This is a genomic window from Thioalkalivibrio sp. ALE19, from assembly GCF_000428605.1.
Lineage (GTDB): Bacteria > Pseudomonadota > Gammaproteobacteria > Ectothiorhodospirales > Ectothiorhodospiraceae > Thioalkalivibrio.
On sequence record NZ_AUAG01000024.1, the window covers coordinates 23784 to 41850 of the forward strand.

Here is an 18067-nt window from a genome sequence, read left to right on the forward strand (position 1 = left end):
AGCCGGTGAGCGAACACGCCGAAGACGCCAGCGTCGACCCCGTTGATCCGGCCGCCGCCGGGGAGGGCGAGCACGTCTGGCGTGTTCACGGCGAACCGGTCGCGGAGCTGCCCGAGGACCTGTACATCCCGCCGGATGCACTGGAAGTGTTCCTCGATTCCTTCGAGGGGCCGCTGGACCTGCTGCTGTACCTGATCCGCCGGCAGAACCTCGACATCCTGGCGATCCCCATCGCCGAGATCACGCGCCAGTACATGGCCTACATCGAGGTGATGCGTGCCCTGCGCCTGGAACTGGCGGGCGAATACCTGGTGATGGCGGCACTGCTGGCCGAGATCAAGTCGCGCATGCTGCTGCCACGCCCGGCGGAGGCGGACGCGGAAGACGCCGGTGATCCGCGCATGGCGCTGATCCGTCAGCTGCAGGAATACGAGCAGTTCAAGACCGCGGCCGAACGCCTGGACGCGCTGCCGCGCATGGAGCGGGATTTCTTCGCTGCGGGCGCTGCGACCGACGCACTGGAAGGCCCGCCGCCCCCGGCACCGTCGCTGGATGCCCTGATGGACGCGCTCGCCGGGGTGATGCGGCGTGCCAGTCTGAACGCCCACCACCACGTGGCCACCGAACAGCTGTCGGTGCGCGAGCGCATGACCCGGCTGCTGCAGGAGCTGGACAGCGAGACCTTCACCGACTTCGTCGGCCTGCTGGAACGGGCCGAGGGCCGCCAGGGAGTGGTGGTGTCGTTCCTCGCCATCCTCGAGCTGGCCAAGGCGGGGCTGGTGGAGTGGGGCCAGAGTGAACCCTACGCCCCCATCCGCCTGCGTCGGCGCGGCGGCGACGCCTGACCCCGACGCGCCCCGCCGCCCCATGTCCTCCCTTCCTCGGGGCTGCGGTCAGCTCGCGTGGTGGGTGGACGTGGCGCCGCGATCGAACGCCCCCTCGTACAGGCGCAGCAACGCCGGGATCACGAACAGTACCAGCACCGTGGCCACCGCCAGCCCGAACACGATCGAGATCGCCATCGGGATCAGGAACTGCGCCTGCACCGAGCGCTCGAACAGCAGCGGGGTGAGGCCCGCGATGGTGGTGACCGAGGTCAGGATGACCGCGCGCAGGCGCTGGCAGGAGGCCTCGATGATCGCCTCGCGCAGGGCCAGACCGCTCTCCCGCAATCCCTGGTAGAAGCTGACCAGGATGATGGAGTTGTTGACCACGATCCCGGTCAGGCCGAACAGGCCGAACATCGACAGCACGGTCAGCTCCACCCCGAGGATCCAGTGGCCCAGCAGGGCACCGAGGATCCCGAACGGGATGATCGCCATCACGATCAGCGGCCAGCCCCAGGAGGCGAAGACCCAGGCGAGGATGATGTACATCAGTCCCAGCGCCAGCACCAGGCCCGTGCGCATGTCGGCAAACGTCTCCTCCTGATCCGCCGCGCGGCCCTCGAAGGACCAGTCCACCCCGTGGCGCTCGGCGACCGCGTCCAGCGGACCGTCTTCCAGCGCGGCGCGGATGCGCGCGGCATTGTTTACCGAGCGGTCGACTTCGGTGGATACCTCGATCGCGAGGCGGGTATCGGCATGCCGCAGGGTCTCGAAGCCGGGACGGGATGCGAGTTCCGCCACGTTCTCCAGCGGGGTCAGCTCGCCGTCCGGCAGGCGGATCTGCAGGCGGTCCAGGCTTTCCGTCGCATGGCGTTCGTCGTCGGGCAGACGCACGCGCACCTCGACCTCCTCCAGGCCATCCTGATAGATCTGCGCCAGATGGCCGTCGTAGGCGTCGCGCAGCTGCGCGCCGAGCTGCTCCGTGGTCAGTCCCAGCGCGCGGCCTTCCGGCAGGATGCGGAAGGTCAGCTGCTCGCGGCCGAACGGGGTGTCGTCCTGGGTGGCAAAGGTGCCCGGGAACTCGTCGAACAGATCGGCCACGTCCAGTGCGGCGTCCTTGAGGATATGCGGGTCATCGCCGGTCAGACGTACTTCGAGATCGCGTCCGGGCGGGCCGGCCTGACGCTCGTCGATGGAAAATGTCTCGATGCCGGGGGCCTCGCGGACATTGTCCCGCCATGCCTGGATGAACGCCCGGTTGCGCACCTCTCGGGCCTCCGGCGAGATCAGCTCGACCTGGATGTTGCCGAACTGGTCGCCCTGCGGGGCGTTGCCGTCGCCGGGGTCGATGCCGCGTCCGAGCCGGGTCACCGAGGCACGCACCAGGCCGCCGCCGAGTTCCTCGTCGGTTTCCTCCAGCGCCTGTTCGACGTGGATGAGGAACTCTTCGACCCGTTCTGGCGGGGTGCCGGCCACGAAGTTCACGCCCGCGTTGACGACCGTGCCCTCGGGCGAGGGGAAGAAGGTGAAGCCGATGCGTCCGGATGCCGCCAGGCCGATGGCCAGGATCACCGCCCCCACCGCCAGGGCGAGGGTGACCCCGGAGTGGTCCACGGCGCGCGTGACGGCACGGCGGAACGGGCCGTTGCGCAGGTTTTCGAAACCCCGGTCGAAGCGCGCCCGCAGGCTGCCGGCCGGCGGTTCCTCGAGGCGATCCATCACGCCCTTGAGATGGGCCGGAAGGATCAGGAAGGCGATCAGCAGGGTGGCCACGATCACGCAGATCACCACCAGCGGGATGTCGAACAGGATATTGCCGATGATCCCGCCGATCAGCATCAGTGGCATGAAGGCCGCGACGGTGGTCAGTGACGCGGCGACGACCGGGCCGACCATCCGCTGAGCACCCTGACGTGCCGCCCGACTGGCCGACAGGCCCCTCTGATGCAGGCTGTAGGCGTGCTCGGAGACGACGATGGCGTTGTCGACGATGATCCCCAGCGACATGATGAAGCCGAACAGCGACATCATGTTGATCGAGCCACCTACCAGCCACAGCACCACGAATGCGGCGGTGAAGGCGATCGGGATGCCGAGGGCGACGCGCAGGGCGATGTGGCGGTTCAGGAACAGGAACAGGATCCCGAGCACCAGCAGGAGTCCCCCGGCACCGTTTTTCAGCAGCAGGGTGATGCGCTCGGACAGCAGCTCCCAGAAGGCATCGGTCTCCTGCAACTGGACACCCGGGGGCAGGGCGGGCCGGGTGCGCTCCAGCCACTGTTCGAGGATGCGCGCGGATTCCAGGGCGTCGCCGGTCTCGCTGCGCATCAGCTGCATCTCGATGGCCCGTGTACCCTGCGAGCGGACACGCACCTCACCGTCGCGGGGGCGCAGGTCGATGTCGGCGATGTCGCCCAGCAGCACCCGACCGCGTTCGGGGTCGCCCTGCAGCACCAGGCGTTCGAAGGACACGATGTCGCGAGCCTGCTCGAGGCTGCGCAGCTGTCGGGCGGTGTCGTCGCGTCCGACCGAGCCGGCGGGCATGTCGCGGCTCATGCCGGCGACGGCCGTGCCGATGTCGGCCAGGGTCATGTCCAGGCGGTAGAGATTGAAGGCCGGCACCTGAATGGCCATCTCGTCTTCCGTGAGGCCGGTGAATTCGACCCGCGCGATGCCGGCGTCCAGCAGCTCGCGTTCGTACTGCCGGGCCAGGGTCCGCAACTGTTCCGGGTCGTCGGGGCCGGTGATCAGCAGGCGCGAGACCGGCTCGTAGTTGATCACCTGATTGACGATCGGGGTCTCGGCATCCGCCGGCAGGTTGCGCTGCTGATCGACCCGGTCGTTGACCTGTTCCAGCGCATGCGACATGTCCGCGCCGGGTTCGAACTCCAGGGTGATGGTCGCCACGCCCAGCGCGGAGGTGGAGGTCATCTCGCGCAGGTCGTCGACCGTGCGCAGGTCCTGCTCCAGCGGGTCGGTAATCGACTGTTCCACGTCTTCGGCGGCAGCGCCCGACCACACGACCTGGACCGTGATGATGTCGAGATCAAAATCGGGGAAGAACTGCGAGTTCAGCTGGTTCAGGGCATAGGCGCCCGCCAGCAGCATCAGCGCGATCAGCAGGTTGGCGGCCAGGCGGTGTTCCAGGAACAGCCGGATCGGACCGCGCCCGGCCGCGCCCTCCGCATCGCCCCCGGCCGGGGCGCCACCCGGCATGGGTGCGCTGGTTTCACTCATCGCCGGCGTCCTGCGGCTGGAGGTCCGGGTCGCCTTCGCGCACGGCTTCGGCCGCGGTGGGCAGGTCCTCGCGGTCCTCGACCTCCACGCGCAGGCCATCCACCGCATTGGGCAGGCGGGTGGCGATCAGGACGTCGCCGGCCGACAGGTCCGGATTGCGAACCAGCGCCAGGGTGTCCCCGGCCTCGCTGCGGTATTCGCCCAGACGTTCGACGTTCAGGGACTGCAGGCGGCCGTCGATCACGCGGAACATGGTGTCGCGCCCGTACAGGGCCTCGAACGGAACGGCCAGGCTGTCGTCTTCCTCGGGCAGGCGCAGGTTCAGTTCAAGGAAGCGGTTCAGACCCAGCGAGCGTCCGCCTTCGCGGATTGCAAACACGCCGTGCGAAGCGCTGGCGCCAGGCCGGGTTTCGCCTTCGATGCGGACCAGTTCGCTGGTGATCTCGCGCCCGCCGTTGCGGGCCGAGGCTTTTAGCGTTGCCCCCTCGGCCAGCAGCGCCTCCAGCCGCGGTTCCAGCGACACGGGAAGTCCGGCCCGGATCTCCACGTCGTCGACGTCGAACAGGCGTACCAGTTCGTCGCCCACCCGGGCGCGTTCGCCCGGCGAGGTCCGGACGGCGGTCACGCGGGCATCGAACGGGGCGCGGATCTCGGTGCGTTCCAGGTCCAGTTCGGCCTGTTCGGCCGCGGCCCGCGCCCGGTTCAGCCGGGCCTCGGCCCCGGCCAGCCGCATGGGGGCGTCGGCGATCGCCTGTTCCCGGTTCTGGATGGTGAGTTCGGCCTGTTGCAGGCGCTCCTGGGCTTCGTCCACGTCACTGTCGGATGCCATGTCGCGTTCGCGCAGGTTGCGGGTGCGTTCGAGGTTGCGGCGAGCAATCTCGCGCAGTTCGCGTTCGCGCACCAGGGCCTCGCGATCGAATCGCGCGCGCAGCTGTTCGCTTTCCAGTGCGCCCTCGAGTTCATCGACCTCGGCGCGCGCCTGACGCAGGGCCAGGCGCGCCTCGGCGGGGTCGATCCGGATCAGGACGTCGCCCCTGGCGACCCGCTGGCCTTCGCGCGCGGAGACCAGGGCCACGTCGCCCTGTACTGCGGCTCGCAGGGTCGCGTCGTGGGCCGAGGCACTGCGCCCGTAGAGCATCACCGAGGGCTCATGGGTCCCGGGTTCGGCGACGAAGCCGCGCACCGGCCAGGCGCGTTCCTCGCCCTCGGGCGCGGGGGCCTCGGGGCCGGTGGCGCGCAGGATCATGAATCCGGCCACGCTGAGCGCGACGATCAGTACGGGGATGAGGGCACGGCCGACTCGCGGCATGACACGGGACATGCAGTTCTCGCTCGGGTCCTGGGCTGGATGGGGCGCGGGCCTGATGCCCGGGCCTTGGAGACGGTGCACCGGATGAAGTTCCCGTCCGCGGGAGACCGGTATCAGTGTCTCCTGATATGGCCAATCCTAACATCGGCGGCACGAGGGCCGCAGGCGTGGGGAATGCCTTTCTCAGGCCAGGTTATAGCGATGCAGCTTGCGCCACAGGGTCGTACGGTCGATTCCGAGACTGCGCGCGGCCCGCGAGCGGTTGCCATTATGAGCGGCAAGGGCCTGACGCAGGCGCCGCGCCTCTTCGGACTCCCTCGGGGATACCTGCGGGGCCGCGTCCGTGGGGGGCACTTCCGGAAAAGCCGTTGCCGGGGTGGCGGCCTCCGCCGGTGGTGACACGGTCCCGGGAGGCCGGCCTTCGGGCAGGGGAAAATCCTCCACGCGACCGTTCACCGCGTGCAGCTGGAGGCAGGCGAACACGTTCTCCAGTTCGCGGAAATTGCCGGGCCAGGGGTGGGCTTCCAGTTTGCGCCTTAACGCCGGCGCCAGCTGCAGCGCGTGTTCCTCGACGAAGCGGTCGAGGGTGGCGGCCAGGTCACGCGGCCGGGTCCTCAGGGGCGGCAGCTCCACCGTGGCGACAGCCAGGCGGTAGAACAGGTCGGCGCGGAACTGTCCCGCATCCACGCGGGCCTGGAGGTCCTGATTGGAGGCGGAAAGGATGCGTACGTCCACCTGCCGCGTGGTGTTCTCGCCCACGCGTTCGAACTGTCCGTCCTGCACCGCGCGCAGCAGCTTGGCCTGCAGACGCAATGGCAGTTCGCCGATCTCGTCGAGGAACAGGGTGCCGCCGTGGGCGGATTCGAAACGGCCCTCGCGATCGTTCACCGCGCCGGAAAAGGCCCCGCGCACATGGCCGAACAGCTCCGATTCCAGCAGCTCGTCGGGGATGGCCGCGCAGTTGACTTCGACGAACGGTCCGGCGGCACGCGGGCTCCATTCATGGATGCCGCGGGCCAGGCGGGTCTTGCCGGTTCCCGACTCCCCCAGCAGCAGCATGCGAATGTCGCTGCCCGCCGCCCGGCGGGCGAAGACCATCTGATGATGGCATTCCGGATCGGCCGAACGGAACGCGTCCGGCAGACCCTCCCCACGGTTCATTTTCATGGCCTTCCTCTCCGGGAAATTCACCGGGAGTATGGCAGCGGCGTTGCAACGCCGCCACCGCTGTTGCAACAAAAAAATTTCTGCAGCAACAGATGCTTATATTCGAATTCCCGGGTAGCGCGTGTTGCAACACCCTGAGTGCGCGGTGTTTTTTTCACGAGGACAAATATCTGAAATTTAATAATATTCTAATATTGGCATTTCTCTTGCTTGTATCGGGGCGTGCTTTTCTCTACAACGAAAAAAGACCAACGGAACAGGCACGCTGTCGGGGAGGTGCGAATGACGCTCATGCGAACGGCCAGCCTGATGCTGTGCATGGTCATCGTGGTTGGCACGGCCGGTGCACAGACCGCCTGGACGCCGGCCCAGAGCCCGGGAACCACGAGTCCGGACCGTACCGGTATCCATGTCGCGCAGCCGCTCGCCGCGGAGCGCCATACCGTCAGCGGCACGGTGATCCCGTTCAGTGAAGTGACCCTGCGGGCGCAGTCGGGGGGCCGGGTGATCGCGGTTGAAGGGGTCGAGGGCGACCGCTTCGAGGAGGAAGAAGAGCTGGTCGCGATCTCCGACGATCGCCTGCAGGCTCAGCGCCAGGCGGCGCTCGCCGAGATGCGCACCACCGAGGCGGCGATCCGCGAAGCACGCATGCAGTACGACCGCGAGGTCATTTCCCCGCGCTCGCAGGACATCGGGCAGATGCCGGGCATGGGCATGCCGTCGATGTTCGACCAGGTGTTCACGCGCAACATGGGGCAGTTCATGGGATTCGGTGACCCGACCCTGGACCGCACCACGGATCTCTTTTCCCGCCACATCGGCGTCGATCAGGCCCGGGCGCGCTGGGAACAGGCCCGGGCCCGCGTCGAGGAGCTCGACGTCGCGCTGGAAGACACCCGCTCCCGCGCTCCGTTCGACGGGGTGATCATGCACAAGCACGTGGAACAGGGCGATACCGTCCAGCCCGGGCATCCTCTGGTCACCTTCGGGCACCTGGATTACCTGCGGGTGGAGGCCGCCGTGCCGGTTCGCCTGGTGCGTCAGCTGGACGTGGGCGACATCGTGCCGGTGACGCTCGACGGTCATGCCGAGGAAGTCAACGCCCGGGTCTCGCGGATCTTCCCGCTGGCCGATCCGCAGCGCCATACCGTGACCGTGAAGTTCGATCTGCCGCAGGAGGTCCGCGGCGGCCCGGGCATGTATGCCGAGGTGCATCTGCCGGGCGAAGTGACGCGCGAGGACCGGGTGGTGATCCCGGAGAGCGCGATCATCCCGGGCGGGGCCTTGCCGCGCGTGGCCGTGCTGGATGCCAATGACGAGGTGCGCATCCGAATGGTCCGGCTGGGGGCATCGCGTGATGGCGGCGTGGTCGTGACCTCGGGGCTGGAGCCGGGGGCGCGGGTGCTGCGGCACCCCGGCGGCCGCCATTGATGCGCTTCGAACTCGAACAATGACAGGACGTTCGCGCCAGACATGAGCGACCAGGAACCTCGCAACCAGGAACGGCCCGGCGATCACGCGACCGATCCCGGCATCGCCGGGCGCATGGCCCGCGCATTCGTCCATTCGCCACTGTCGCCGCTGCTGCTGCTGGCCAGCATCGCGATCGGCATCCTCGGCCTGATCGTGACGCCACGCCAGGAGGACCCGCAGATCTCGGTCCCGATGGTCGACATCATGGTGGAGTATCCCGGCGTGCCATCGGAGCAGGTGGCCAGTCTGGCCGCGCGGCCGCTGGAACGTCTGATGAGCGAGCTCTCGGGTGTCGACAACGTCTACTCGGTCTCGCAGCGAGGCGAGGCGATGGTCACCGTCCAGTTCGACGTCGGCGAGGAGATGGAATCCTCGGTGGTCAAGGTGCATGACCGGCTGATGTCGAACCGCGACCTGATGCCTCCGGGGGTCAGCGAGCCGATGGTGAAGCCCAAGGGTGCGGATGACGTGCCGGTGGTGACGCTGACCTTCTGGTCGCACGAGGTCGATGACGCGATGCTGCGCCAGATCGCCCTGGACGCGCAGCAGCAGCTCAACGAGGTACCCGACACCGCGCAGAGCTTCGTGGTCAGTGGCCGCGAGGAGAAGCTGCGCATCGAGGTGCGGCCGGAACGGCTGGAAGGTTACGGGGTCACCCTGGATCAGATCGCGGGCGCGGTGCGTCAGGCCAATTCCGAACGCGGAGCGGGCGCGATCGAGGCGGGTGGACGACACATGTCGGTGCACACCGGTTCGTTTCTGACCAGTGCCGAGGATGTCGAACGCCTGCTGATCTCGGTGGAGGACGGTCGCCCGATCTATCTGCGCGACGTGGCCGACGTCAGCTATGGCCCGGGGGAGGTGGATCGCTTCGTGCGTCACTATTCCGGCCCGGCGGGGGAGGCACCCGATGCCGCACCGGAGGGTGCCTCCGCCGTGACCCTCGCGATCGCCAAGAAGCCCGGCAGTAACGGGGTCACGGTCGCCAATGGCGTGCTCGAACGCCTGGAGCGCCTGAAGGGCTCCGCCATCCCCGACAACGTGGGCGTCGAGATCTCGCGCGACTACGGCAAGACGGCCAACGAAAAGGTCAACGAGCTGATCTTCAAGCTGTTTGTCGCGACCTTCGCGGTGACCCTGCTGGTCGCGCTGTTCCTCGGGCTGCGCGCCGCGCTGGTGGTGCTGATCGTGATTCCGGTGGTGATCCTGTTCACCGTGTTCAGCGCGTGGCTGCTCGACTACACCATCGACCGGGTGAGCCTGTTCGCGCTGATCTTCGCGATCGGGATCCTTGTGGACGATGCCATCGTCGTGGTGGAGAACATCTACCGCCGCTGGCTGATGAAGCGCGGCCTGGATGCCGAAACCAACGTGGATGCAGTACGCGAGGTCGGCAACCCGACGATCCTGGCGACCTTTACCGTGATCGCGGCGCTCCTGCCCATGGGCTTCGTCTCCGGGATGATGGGTCCCTACATGCAGCCGATCCCGGTTCTGGGGTCGGTGGCCATGCTGTTCTCGCTGGTCGCGGCCTTCGTGTTCACCCCCTGGCTGACCCAGCGGCTGCGCCCGAGCATGGCCTACCTGGAGAAGGCCACCGAAAAGGAACACCGGCAGGCCGAGCGGCTGGGCACGTTCTTCCGCCGGGTGATCCCCGGGCTGGCGGACAATCCCGCCCGGGGCTACGCCTTCCTGGCCGGTATCGTGGTGGTGTTCTTCCTGATGGCCAGCCTGTTCTACACCACGGATGTCCGGGTGAAGATGCTGCCGCTGGACAACAAGCCCGAATTCCAGGTGATGATCAATTTCCCCGAGGGCACGGCGCTGACCGAGACGGCCTCGCTCAGCGAAGCGATGGTGGCGGAACTGCGGGAGTTCGAAGAAGTGACCGGGCTGCAGGCATATGTCGGCACTGCGGCGCCGTTCAATTTCAATGGTCTGGTGCGTCATTACTACCTGCGCCAGGACCCCTGGCTGGGCGACATCCAGGTTCAGCTGGTGGACAAGGGCGATCGTGCGCGCTCCAGCCACGAGATCGCCACCGAGGCCCGTGAGCGTCTGACACCGCTGGCCCGCGAGGCCGGCGCGCGCATCGAAGTGGTGGAGATGCCGCCGGGGCCCCCGGTCCTGCAGTCGGTGGTCGCCGAGGTCTATGGCCCGGATGCCGATACCCGGCGGCAGGTCGCGCGCGACCTGGAAGAAATGTTCCGCGGGGCCGAACACGTGGCCGATGTCGACAGCTTCCTGCAGGCCCCGCACGACGTCTGGCATTTCGACGTGGACCGCGACAAGGCCCTGCGCCGCGGTGTCACCGTGGAGACCGTGAACCAGACGCTGGAGACCGCGATCGGTGGCCGGGTTCTGGGCGACATCAAGGCGCGTTCGCTGGTGGAGCCGCACCTGATCGAGCTGCGCCTGCCACGCCCCACGCGCTCCGATATCGGGCGTCTGGAACAGCTGCCGGTGGCCTCGCAGCATGGCGGGACGGTCAGCCTGGGCGAGCTGGGCCGGTTCGTCGAGCGCCCGCAGGACGAACCCATCTATCACAAGAACCTGCGGCCGGTGGAGTATGTCACCGGCGAAGTGGTGGGGCGTCTGGCGGCGCCGGTCTACGGGATGCTCGAGGTGCAGGAGCAACTCGCCGATTACGAGCTTCCCGACGGCAGCCGGGTGCAGCCGCACTGGCTGGGGCCGCCGCCGAATGACGGGTCCACGGCGTTCGAATGGGCCGGCGAATGGACGGTCACCTACGAGACCTTCCGCGACATGGGCATCGCGTTCGCCATCGCCCTGATTCTCATCTACATGCTGGTGGTCTGGGAGTTCGGCAACTTCGTGCTGCCGGGCATCATCATGGCCCCGATCCCGCTGACCCTGATCGGGATCATCCCGGGCCACTGGCTGTTCAACGCCGAATTCACCGCGACCTCGATGATCGGGTTCATCGCCCTGGCAGGGATCATCGTGCGCAATTCCATATTGCTGGTCGATTTCGGCCGCCAGGCGGTGGATCAGGGACATGACGTCCGCGAGGCGATGATCCTCGCCTGCCAGGCGCGCACGCGGCCCATCGTCATCACCGCGTTCGCGCTGCTCGCCGGTTCCAGCGTCATCCTGTTCGACCCCATTTTCCAGGGCATGGCGATCTCGCTGATGTTCGGGACCATCGTGGCCACGCTGCTGACCCTGGTCGTCATCCCGCTGGGCTGCATCTCCGGGCGGCGCGCGTTCTGTCCTGCCTCACTGGAAGACGGCGACGGCACCAACGGCTCCGGCTGTGCTACCCCGACGAATGGCAGTGCCGGGACCGGCCGTGACGACAATCCCTTCGGCTCGGCCGAGGGCGGACCGGTCACGCGCGCAGTCCAGTATCTCGGGTTGTATCTGCGCTGCCTGGCCGCTGCCTTCGTCGAGGGCATGCGCGACCTGTTCCTGGCCTTGCTGAAGCTGGTGCGCGGGCGTTTCGGGACGCGCCCGGGGCCCGGGCCGGGCGGTGGCCCGGGATCCGGCGGTTCCGGCTCGGGCTCCGGGCCTTCTCCAGCCCCGTCGTCCGGTCCGGCGTCGGGTCCCCCCGCGTCGGGGGCCCCGGACGCCCCCTCCGGCCGTGAAGCGGACGCGGTCGCGAACGCCGAATCTGCGCCGGACGACGGGCATGAGCCGAAGGAGCGAGATACGGAGGCGCCGCGGAAATCCGGCAGCGATCCCCGTTCCGCCGGATCGGAGAATGCCGGGCCGAGTGTGACGGCGGAACAGAAGTTGGACTCGGGGGAAGATGGCAATGAAACGTCTTCCTCGGGGGCGGGCCCCGGTGCACGCCAGTCGGGTGGCCGCCGACGCCGGGGTATTCGGCTGAAATGAGCAATCACTGAAAGAACCTCAAGGAGGTTAATGATGAAGAAGCGATTCAACGCACGCATGCTCGGTCTGGCCATGGCCGGCGCCGCAGTGGTCTCGATGTCCGTGCTGGGCGCGGCCCAGGCGGAAGAAGGGAACCAGGGCGCTCAGGGGCAGCCGATGGCCCAGCATGCTCCGGTTCCCGGTCCCTGGGGCCAGCCGGGTCCGTATGGACAGGGCATGGGCGGGCATCAGGGCGGCGAGATGATGCAGCGTCGCGATGCCTCCGGTGACTTCAGCTTCGGCATGTCCGGGCGCAGCCACGGGCAGGGCTACGGCCAGGGCCGAGGTCATGGCTACGGTCACGGTTATGGCCCGGGCTATGGTCCCGGCTATGGGTACGGGCCCGGTCATGGTCCCGGCTACGGCTACGGTCCGCAGCAGGGCCATGGCCCCGGCATGATGCACGGCCCTGCGTACGGGCCCGGCCATGGTGCCGGCATGCGCGGTCCCGCAGGCCACGGCCAGATGCAGGAATTCGATCCCGAGAATCTGCCGGAGGACATGCCGGAAGAGATGCGCGAGCGCATCGAGAAGATGCATGCCGAGCGGCAGGAACGCATCGAGGAAATGGAAGCCATGCGCGAGGCCCGGATGGAGGCGATGAAGAAGGGTCGCCAGGCCTACATGGAGGAGATGGAACGCCAGCGCGAGATGCGCATGGAGCAGATGGAAGAGCGTCGCGACTCGGGGAACTACTGAGCGCCGGGTGACGCATGGGAGCGAGGCGAATGGCGTTCGTAGGTGACGGCATGCAGCGGGGAGCAACGGCGGGGCGGAGCGTCCTGCTGGTCGCCCTGGTGACGGTCGGGGTGATGGTGGCCGCTGCGGCTGCCGAGGCCCGGGAACGTCACAATCCGTGGCATGCCGGACCGCCATCCGCGGCCGATGCGGGAGAGCCGGGAGGCTTCTCCCGGGGCGAACCCCGGTCGGCCGGATCGTTCCCTCCGCCGGACTACGATCCGGCCCGGCGGGGACGCGAGGAGCGCTCGCGCGTTCCCGCAGGTGAAGCACGCCCGGCTCCGGGGATGTCGCCCTACGGTTACGGGTTCGGTCCGTATCCGTATGGCGGCCACCGGGGACCGGGGGCAAGTGAACCGGGCATGTCGGGGTACGGATTCCCGTTCTTTGGCGGCCCGGGCGCATGGGGACCCTTTTCGGGGCCCTGAATCACCTGCCTTCGGGCAGGGTCCGGTGCGTGATCGCCCTCCGCGCATCGGTGGCAGAAATGGGAGGGCATGTCTCCGATAGGAGGAGGTAACACTATGAGCAAGTTTCTGAAAGCAGCCGTTCTTGCGGCATCCATGGCCGGTCTGGCCGCTGCCCCGATGATGGCTTCCGCGCAGTGGGGCGGGCCGGGCTATGGTGGTCCGGGCTACGGGGCTCCCTACGGTCCCGGTTATGGCTACGGCCCCGGCTACGGTGGCATGCCGTTCTTTGGCGGTCCGGGTTACGGCCGCGGCCACAACATGGGCGACATGTTCGGCGACATGATGGGCGATTTCGACTTCTCCGCCCGCGGTCGCGGTCATGGTCACGGCTACGGTCACGGCCGTGGTGACGGCTACGGCTATGGTCGTGGTCATGGCTACGGTCCCGGCTACTATGGCCATCCGGGCTACGGTTACGGCCCCGGCCACGGCTATGGCCCGCAGCAAGGTATGCCGCAGCAGGGCATGCCGCAGCAGGGCATGCCGCAGCAGCAGCAAGAGCAGTGATCTGCTCGCACGGGCTCGCCCGTGCATGATCGGCTGCCCGGTTCGCCGGGCAGCCCGTTTTAGAATTCAATGGATCCGGGAGCCGCAATGCTGACCGTGGTGGCCAACCTCAAGGGCGGAACGGGCAAGAGCACCGTCGCTTTCAATCTCGCGCTCTGGCTGCTCGCGAAAGGGCACCGCGTACAGGCCGTGGACCTGGATCCGCAGGGGACTCTCGGCGATGTCCTGGAAGTGCGGCAGGAGGAGGGGTACAGCCCCGCGCTCCCCGCCACGACCGATGCCGATGTCGCGCTGGGTCGGCAGGGGGAGTTCGATCACTGGCTGGTGGACGTCGGGCCCTCCGCCATGGACACCCTGATGCGGGCGGTCGCCGCGGCAGACCGGGTGCTGATCCCGGTGCCGCCGAGTCAGGCCGACGTCTGGTCCACTCACCGTTTCGTGCGCGAGATCCAGGAGCGTCGGACCGATCGTGACAGCGGTCCCGGCATCGAGGTGTTCATCAATCGCGCCGACACGCACCAGTTCGTGCGCGAGACCGAGGAGACTGCGGAGGCCCTGCAGCAGATCGAGGGTATCCGTTTTCTGCGCCCTCGGCTGAAGCAGCGCACGGCCTTCCGGCGGTCGTTCAGCGAGGGGCTGGCGGTGAACGAGCTGGAGCCTTCCGGCAAGGCGGCGGAGGAGCTGGACCGACTGGCCCGGGCGATTTTCGGACAGGAAACGAGGTGACAAATGGAATCAGGTGAAGACAAGCCGCGCCACGGTTTCATCAATCGCTACTGGGTGCTGATCGTGATCGTCCTCTGGTTGATCGCCTGGTCCGCCCGTGACTGGCTGGCGCCGGCCGAGCCGGAGGACCCGCCCGCGGAGTCCGGCGTGGTCCTGGAGGAAGAGCCTTCTGCCGAGGACCAGGAAGCTGCTCGGGAGGAAGCGGCCCGGGAAGAAGCTGCTCGGGAAGAAGCGGACAGGGAAGAAGCGGACAGGGAAGAAGCGGACAGGGAAGAAGCGGACAGGGAAGAAGCCGCCAGGGAAGAAGCCGCCAGGGAAGAAGCCGTGGAGGAGCCGGTGGAGGTCGAGGCGCTGCTGACCGAAGCACGGGAGACGTACTGGCGCGAGGGTGCCGCAGCCGCGTTGACCGTCCTCGAAGGCGGGCTGGAAACGCAGGCGTACGAAAGCCGGGAACGGGCGGACATCCTCGGGGAACTGGGCAATCTGCAATACGCCACCGGCGATGTTGAAGCCGCCATCGGAAGCTGGGACCGGGCGCTGGAGAAGCTTCCGGAGGGCGAACGCCGGGCGTTGATGGCCCCACTGCGTCCGATCTATTCCCGGCATCATCCGCAAGGGGCGGACCACCTGGAACGGTTCCGCTGAGGTTTGCGGCACCCTCCACATCACGTGTGCTGTAGTCACCGACCGGAGGAACGATGGGTGCGAAAGACAGGCCAGCTGACGGCGACAGTCAGTATTACGAGGTCAAGGAAGAGGCGGACGATGCGCAACGACGGGCCAGGCGGCTCGAATTGATCGTCTATGCTTCCCTGGTCGCATTCGTCGTGCTGGCGGTGTACGGTTTCTGGTTGATCACCAGCCTGACCCGGGACGTGTCACAGCTGACCGAGGAGATCTCCTCGATGACCCGGGTGGTGGACCGCGACATGTCGGCGATTGTGCGCCACATGGAGGCGATGGAGGGCCGCATGGTGGATATTGCCGGATCCACGGCCGAGATGGAGCAGAGCGTTGCATCCATCAGCGAGGACACCGGCCGCATGAGCACGGACATCGGGTCGATGACCCGGGATACCGAGGTGATGGCCGGGTCCGTGATCGGCATGCAGCGCGACATGTGGAGCCTGAATCGCAACGTGGGCGGTCCCATGGGTATGATGAACATGTTCAACCCACTCTCGGGGCAGGGCGGTCCCTATCCGGGGTCGGGCGGCCCATACCGTCCGCCGTCGGCGCCGCGCTAGCCGTGCGCGCGGTCTGCCCGGGCCCGAACCAATATGGAGATCGGAATGTTCAATCGACCTGGCAGCCGCGTCCGCAAGCAGCTCAAGCTCCTGAGTGACCGTCTGGCGGAGGAAAACCCGGTCCTCGAGGGCGTGGTCAATCCGTTCCGGGAGCTGGATCGGGTCGGATATGCCTCGGGCCTGCTGGATCCGGAAGAAGAGTCCTACGCCTTCACCATTTCCTGGTGGCCGATGATCTCGGTCCTGGGGACCTTCTCCTCGGGCAAGTCCACGTTCATCAACGAGTTCGTGGGCGATACCGTGCAGCGCAGCGGCAGCCAGGCGGTGGACGACAAGTTCACCGTGATCTCCTACGGCGGCAGCGAACGGGTGCAGGAACTCCCCGGGCTGGCGCTCGACGGAGACCCGCGCTTCCCGTTCTATCGGGTCTCCGACGAGATCGAACGCATCACCGATGGCGGCGGGCGCACGGTGGATCATTTCCTGGCGATGAAGACCGCGCGTGCGGAGCAGCTGCGGGGCCGCATCCTGATCGACTCGCCCGGGTTCGATGCCGACGAGCAGCGCACCACCATCCTGCAGCTGACCGACCACATCATCGATCTGTCGGATCTGGTGCTGGTGTTCTTCGACGCACGGCACCCCGAACCCGGCGCCATGCGCGACACCCTGGAGCACCTGGTCAACCGGGTGGCCGAGCGCAACGACTTCACCAAGCTGGTCTTTATCCTCAACCAGATCGACACGACCTGGCGCGAGGACAACCTCGAGGAAGTGGTCGCCGCGTGGCAGCGCGCGGTGGTGCGTCAGGGCAACGCAACCGGGCGTTTCTACTGCATCTATAACGAGAGCGGCGCGGTGGAGATCGGCGACGCGCAGGTGCGCGAGCGCTATGAGGAGAAATCCGCGCATGACCGCGAAGAGATCCATGCCAAGATCCGCGAGATCAGTTCTTCACGGTCGTACCGGATCATCGGGGCCCTGCAGGCGATTGCCGAGTCCATCGAGATGGACGCCCTGCCGGCGATCAAACGCAGTCTCGATCGCTGGCGGCGCCGGGTGTTGCAGTTCGACGCCGGCATGATGGGAGCGCTGGTGGCGGTGCTGGCCGTGATCGGCTATCAGGCCACCGACGGTGTCCGCCCGTGGATCGATGGCCGGGTGTGGCAGACCCTGCTGGACAACCCGTGGTGGACGTCGCTGGGCGTGGTGCTGGTTCTCGGCGCGCTGGGCGGTATCCATTTCTTCAACCGTCGCTGGCTCGCACGGCGGATTGCACGCGAGCTGCCGAAAGAATCGGCGGCCGGGAACTGGCAGGCGGCCTTTCTCAAGAGTACCCGGCCGATGCGTTCGCTGTTCGCACGCGGGCCGCGTGGTCTGGGGCGGCGGAGCCTGGCACGGCTGCATCGCCTGCGTGATCAGGCCGAGGCCTACATCCAGAAGCTCAACAACCAGTTCGTGGACGCGAGCCCCGTGGACCCCGGCAGTGGCCGGGCCTCGGCGGCCGATGTTCATCGACCGGCGGAGGCGGCCGAACGGCGGCCGGCGCCGGAATCCGGGCCGGGTCAGGAGGGTGCGGCCGAGGGCAGTGATGCAGGGAGCAGCGGAACGCGGTAGGCTTCGGTCGGCTTGAGCCGGTGCCTGTCTGCCGCCGACAACAAGCGAATCGGTCACCGGATGCGCACGGACCGCGTGCCATCCGCACCGAAGGAGGAGAGCAATGACCGTACTGGCGTGGGTCATGTTTGGGCTGGCAATGATTCTGGTACCGATTTCGGTCTGGGCCAGCCTTGCCGCCCTGGGTGTTTGCGCGGGTTGCGCCCTGATTCGGGACTGGCGACGAGCGCGCCAGGGCTCCGGACACTGAAAATCCGCACTTCACGCCATTCGGAGCCGGGTGGTGCAGGGGGCGCCACCCGGCTTCGCCATGTATAACAACAGGAGGAAAACTCAATGAGCGACGAACAGAAGAAAATGGCCATCATCGCGACCAAGGGCAGCCTGGACTGGGGGTATCCCCCGTTCATCCTGGCCTCGACCGCAGCGGCCCTGGGCTATGAGTGCGAGATCTTCTTTACCTTCTACGGCCTGAAGCTGCTGGAGAAAAAGCTGGATCTTCAGGTGACCTCACTGGGCAATCCGGGCATGCCCATGCCCATGCCGATGCCGGTTCTTGTGCAGGCCCTGCCGGGGATGCAGAAGATGATGACCGTGATGATGAAGAAGAAGATGAAGGCGAAGGGCGTCTCCGATCTGGAGGATCTGCGCGAGCTGTGCCAGGAGGCCGAAGTGCGCATGATCGCCTGCCAGATGACGGTGGACCTGTTCGAAATGGACACCAGTCACTTCATTGATGGCGTGGAATATGCCGGGGCGGCGGCGTTCTTCGAGTTCGCCGGAGATTCCGACATCTGCCTGTTCATGTAAACGGGCGGGGCGTTCGCGCCATCCGGGCCCCGGAGCCGAGCT

Annotated in this window: 13 protein-coding genes; 10 read left to right on the forward strand and 3 right to left on the reverse strand. The window is 67.2% G+C overall.

The window, feature by feature from the left end; genetic code table 11:
* The first annotated feature begins 5 nt into the window (after nt 1-5).
* On the forward strand, nt 6-845 hold the full coding sequence (locus F787_RS0110305; protein ID WP_018869594.1) for a ScpA family protein: 840 nt from the start codon (nt 6-8) through the stop codon (nt 843-845).
* Nucleotides 846-893: 48 nt separating this feature from the next.
* Here the strand turns inward: F787_RS0110305 and F787_RS0110310 are convergent, their stop codons facing one another.
* The 3 genes from F787_RS0110310 to F787_RS0110320 all read right to left on the reverse strand — a co-directional run bounded on the left by F787_RS0110310 (nt 894) and on the right by F787_RS0110320 (nt 6540).
* Nucleotides 894-4064, reverse strand: coding sequence for an efflux RND transporter permease subunit (locus F787_RS0110310; RefSeq protein WP_028492111.1), 3171 nt, complete (start codon nt 4062-4064; stop codon nt 894-896).
* Nucleotides 4057-5373 carry an efflux RND transporter periplasmic adaptor subunit gene (locus F787_RS0110315; protein ID WP_028492112.1) on the reverse strand — a complete coding sequence of 439 codons (1317 nt, stop codon included), beginning with the start codon at nt 5371-5373 and terminating at the stop codon, nt 4057-4059. Before F787_RS0110315 ends, F787_RS0110310 begins: the two co-directional genes overlap by 8 nt.
* Nucleotides 5374-5556: 183 nt before the next feature.
* Nucleotides 5557-6540, reverse strand: coding sequence for a sigma-54-dependent Fis family transcriptional regulator (locus tag F787_RS0110320; protein ID WP_028492113.1), 984 nt, complete (start codon nt 6538-6540; stop codon nt 5557-5559).
* A gap of 282 nt (nt 6541-6822) precedes the next feature.
* Here F787_RS0110320 and F787_RS0110325 point away from each other — a divergent pair, with 282 nt between their 5' ends.
* The 9 genes from F787_RS0110325 (at nt 6823) to F787_RS0110370 (ending at nt 18025) form a co-directional block, all read left to right on the forward strand.
* Nucleotides 6823-7971: an efflux RND transporter periplasmic adaptor subunit gene (locus F787_RS0110325; RefSeq protein ID WP_028492114.1), complete on the forward strand. Its 1149-nt coding sequence runs from the start codon at nt 6823-6825 to the stop codon at nt 7969-7971.
* 42 nt (nt 7972-8013) lie between these two features.
* The gene (locus F787_RS0110330) at nt 8014-11871 is read left to right on the forward strand and encodes an efflux RND transporter permease subunit (protein ID WP_028492115.1); all 3858 of its coding nucleotides are present in this window, start codon (nt 8014-8016) and stop codon (nt 11869-11871) included.
* A gap of 33 nt (nt 11872-11904) precedes the next feature.
* Complete coding sequence (locus tag F787_RS0110335) at nt 11905-12609, forward strand: hypothetical protein (protein ID WP_018869588.1); 705 nt, start codon at nt 11905-11907, stop codon at nt 12607-12609.
* Between the two features lie 563 nt (nt 12610-13172).
* Nucleotides 13173-13625: a sulfur globule family protein gene (locus tag F787_RS0110340; protein ID WP_026332761.1), complete on the forward strand. Its 453-nt coding sequence runs from the start codon at nt 13173-13175 to the stop codon at nt 13623-13625.
* A gap of 87 nt (nt 13626-13712) precedes the next feature.
* Nucleotides 13713-14351: an AAA family ATPase gene (locus F787_RS0110345; RefSeq protein ID WP_018869586.1), complete on the forward strand. Its 639-nt coding sequence runs from the start codon at nt 13713-13715 to the stop codon at nt 14349-14351.
* A 3-nt stretch (nt 14352-14354) separates the two neighbouring features.
* Nucleotides 14355-14996 carry a hypothetical protein gene (locus F787_RS0110350; protein ID WP_028492116.1) on the forward strand — a complete coding sequence of 214 codons (642 nt, stop codon included), beginning with the start codon at nt 14355-14357 and terminating at the stop codon, nt 14994-14996.
* Between the two features lie 53 nt (nt 14997-15049).
* Entirely contained in the window at nt 15050-15598 is a 549-nt protein-coding gene (locus tag F787_RS0110355; protein ID WP_018869584.1) for a hypothetical protein, read from the forward strand.
* A gap of 45 nt (nt 15599-15643) precedes the next feature.
* The gene (locus tag F787_RS0110360; RefSeq protein ID WP_028492117.1) at nt 15644-17215 is read left to right on the forward strand and encodes a dynamin family protein; all 1572 of its coding nucleotides are present in this window, start codon (nt 15644-15646) and stop codon (nt 17213-17215) included.
* A 336-nt stretch (nt 17216-17551) separates the two neighbouring features.
* Nucleotides 17552-18025 (forward strand): DsrE/DsrF/DrsH-like family protein, encoded by a 474-nt coding sequence (locus F787_RS0110370; protein ID WP_018869582.1) that lies wholly within the window; start codon nt 17552-17554, stop codon nt 18023-18025.
* Nucleotides 18026-18067 lie beyond the last annotated feature (42 nt).

Excerpts from the sequence above, each read along its gene's own strand:
- F787_RS0110310 (WP_028492111.1), bottom strand. The coding sequence starts at position 4,064 with ATGAGTGAAACCAGCGCACCCATGCCGGGTGGCGCCCCGGCCGGGGGC.
- F787_RS0110315 (WP_028492112.1), bottom strand. The coding sequence starts at position 5,373 with ATGCCGCGAGTCGGCCGTGCCCTCATCCCCGTACTGATCGTCGCGCTC.
- F787_RS0110320 (WP_028492113.1), bottom strand. The coding sequence starts at position 6,540 with ATGAAAATGAACCGTGGGGAGGGTCTGCCGGACGCGTTCCGTTCGGCC.
- F787_RS0110325 (WP_028492114.1), top strand. The coding sequence starts at position 6,823 with ATGACGCTCATGCGAACGGCCAGCCTGATGCTGTGCATGGTCATCGTG.
- F787_RS0110330 (WP_028492115.1), top strand. The coding sequence starts at position 8,014 with ATGAGCGACCAGGAACCTCGCAACCAGGAACGGCCCGGCGATCACGCG.
- F787_RS0110335 (WP_018869588.1), top strand. The coding sequence starts at position 11,905 with ATGAAGAAGCGATTCAACGCACGCATGCTCGGTCTGGCCATGGCCGGC.
- F787_RS0110340 (WP_026332761.1), top strand. The coding sequence starts at position 13,173 with ATGAGCAAGTTTCTGAAAGCAGCCGTTCTTGCGGCATCCATGGCCGGT.
- F787_RS0110345 (WP_018869586.1), top strand. The coding sequence starts at position 13,713 with ATGCTGACCGTGGTGGCCAACCTCAAGGGCGGAACGGGCAAGAGCACC.
- F787_RS0110350 (WP_028492116.1), top strand. The coding sequence starts at position 14,355 with ATGGAATCAGGTGAAGACAAGCCGCGCCACGGTTTCATCAATCGCTAC.
- F787_RS0110355 (WP_018869584.1), top strand. The coding sequence starts at position 15,050 with ATGGGTGCGAAAGACAGGCCAGCTGACGGCGACAGTCAGTATTACGAG.
- F787_RS0110360 (WP_028492117.1), top strand. The coding sequence starts at position 15,644 with ATGTTCAATCGACCTGGCAGCCGCGTCCGCAAGCAGCTCAAGCTCCTG.
- F787_RS0110370 (WP_018869582.1), top strand. The coding sequence starts at position 17,552 with ATGAGCGACGAACAGAAGAAAATGGCCATCATCGCGACCAAGGGCAGC.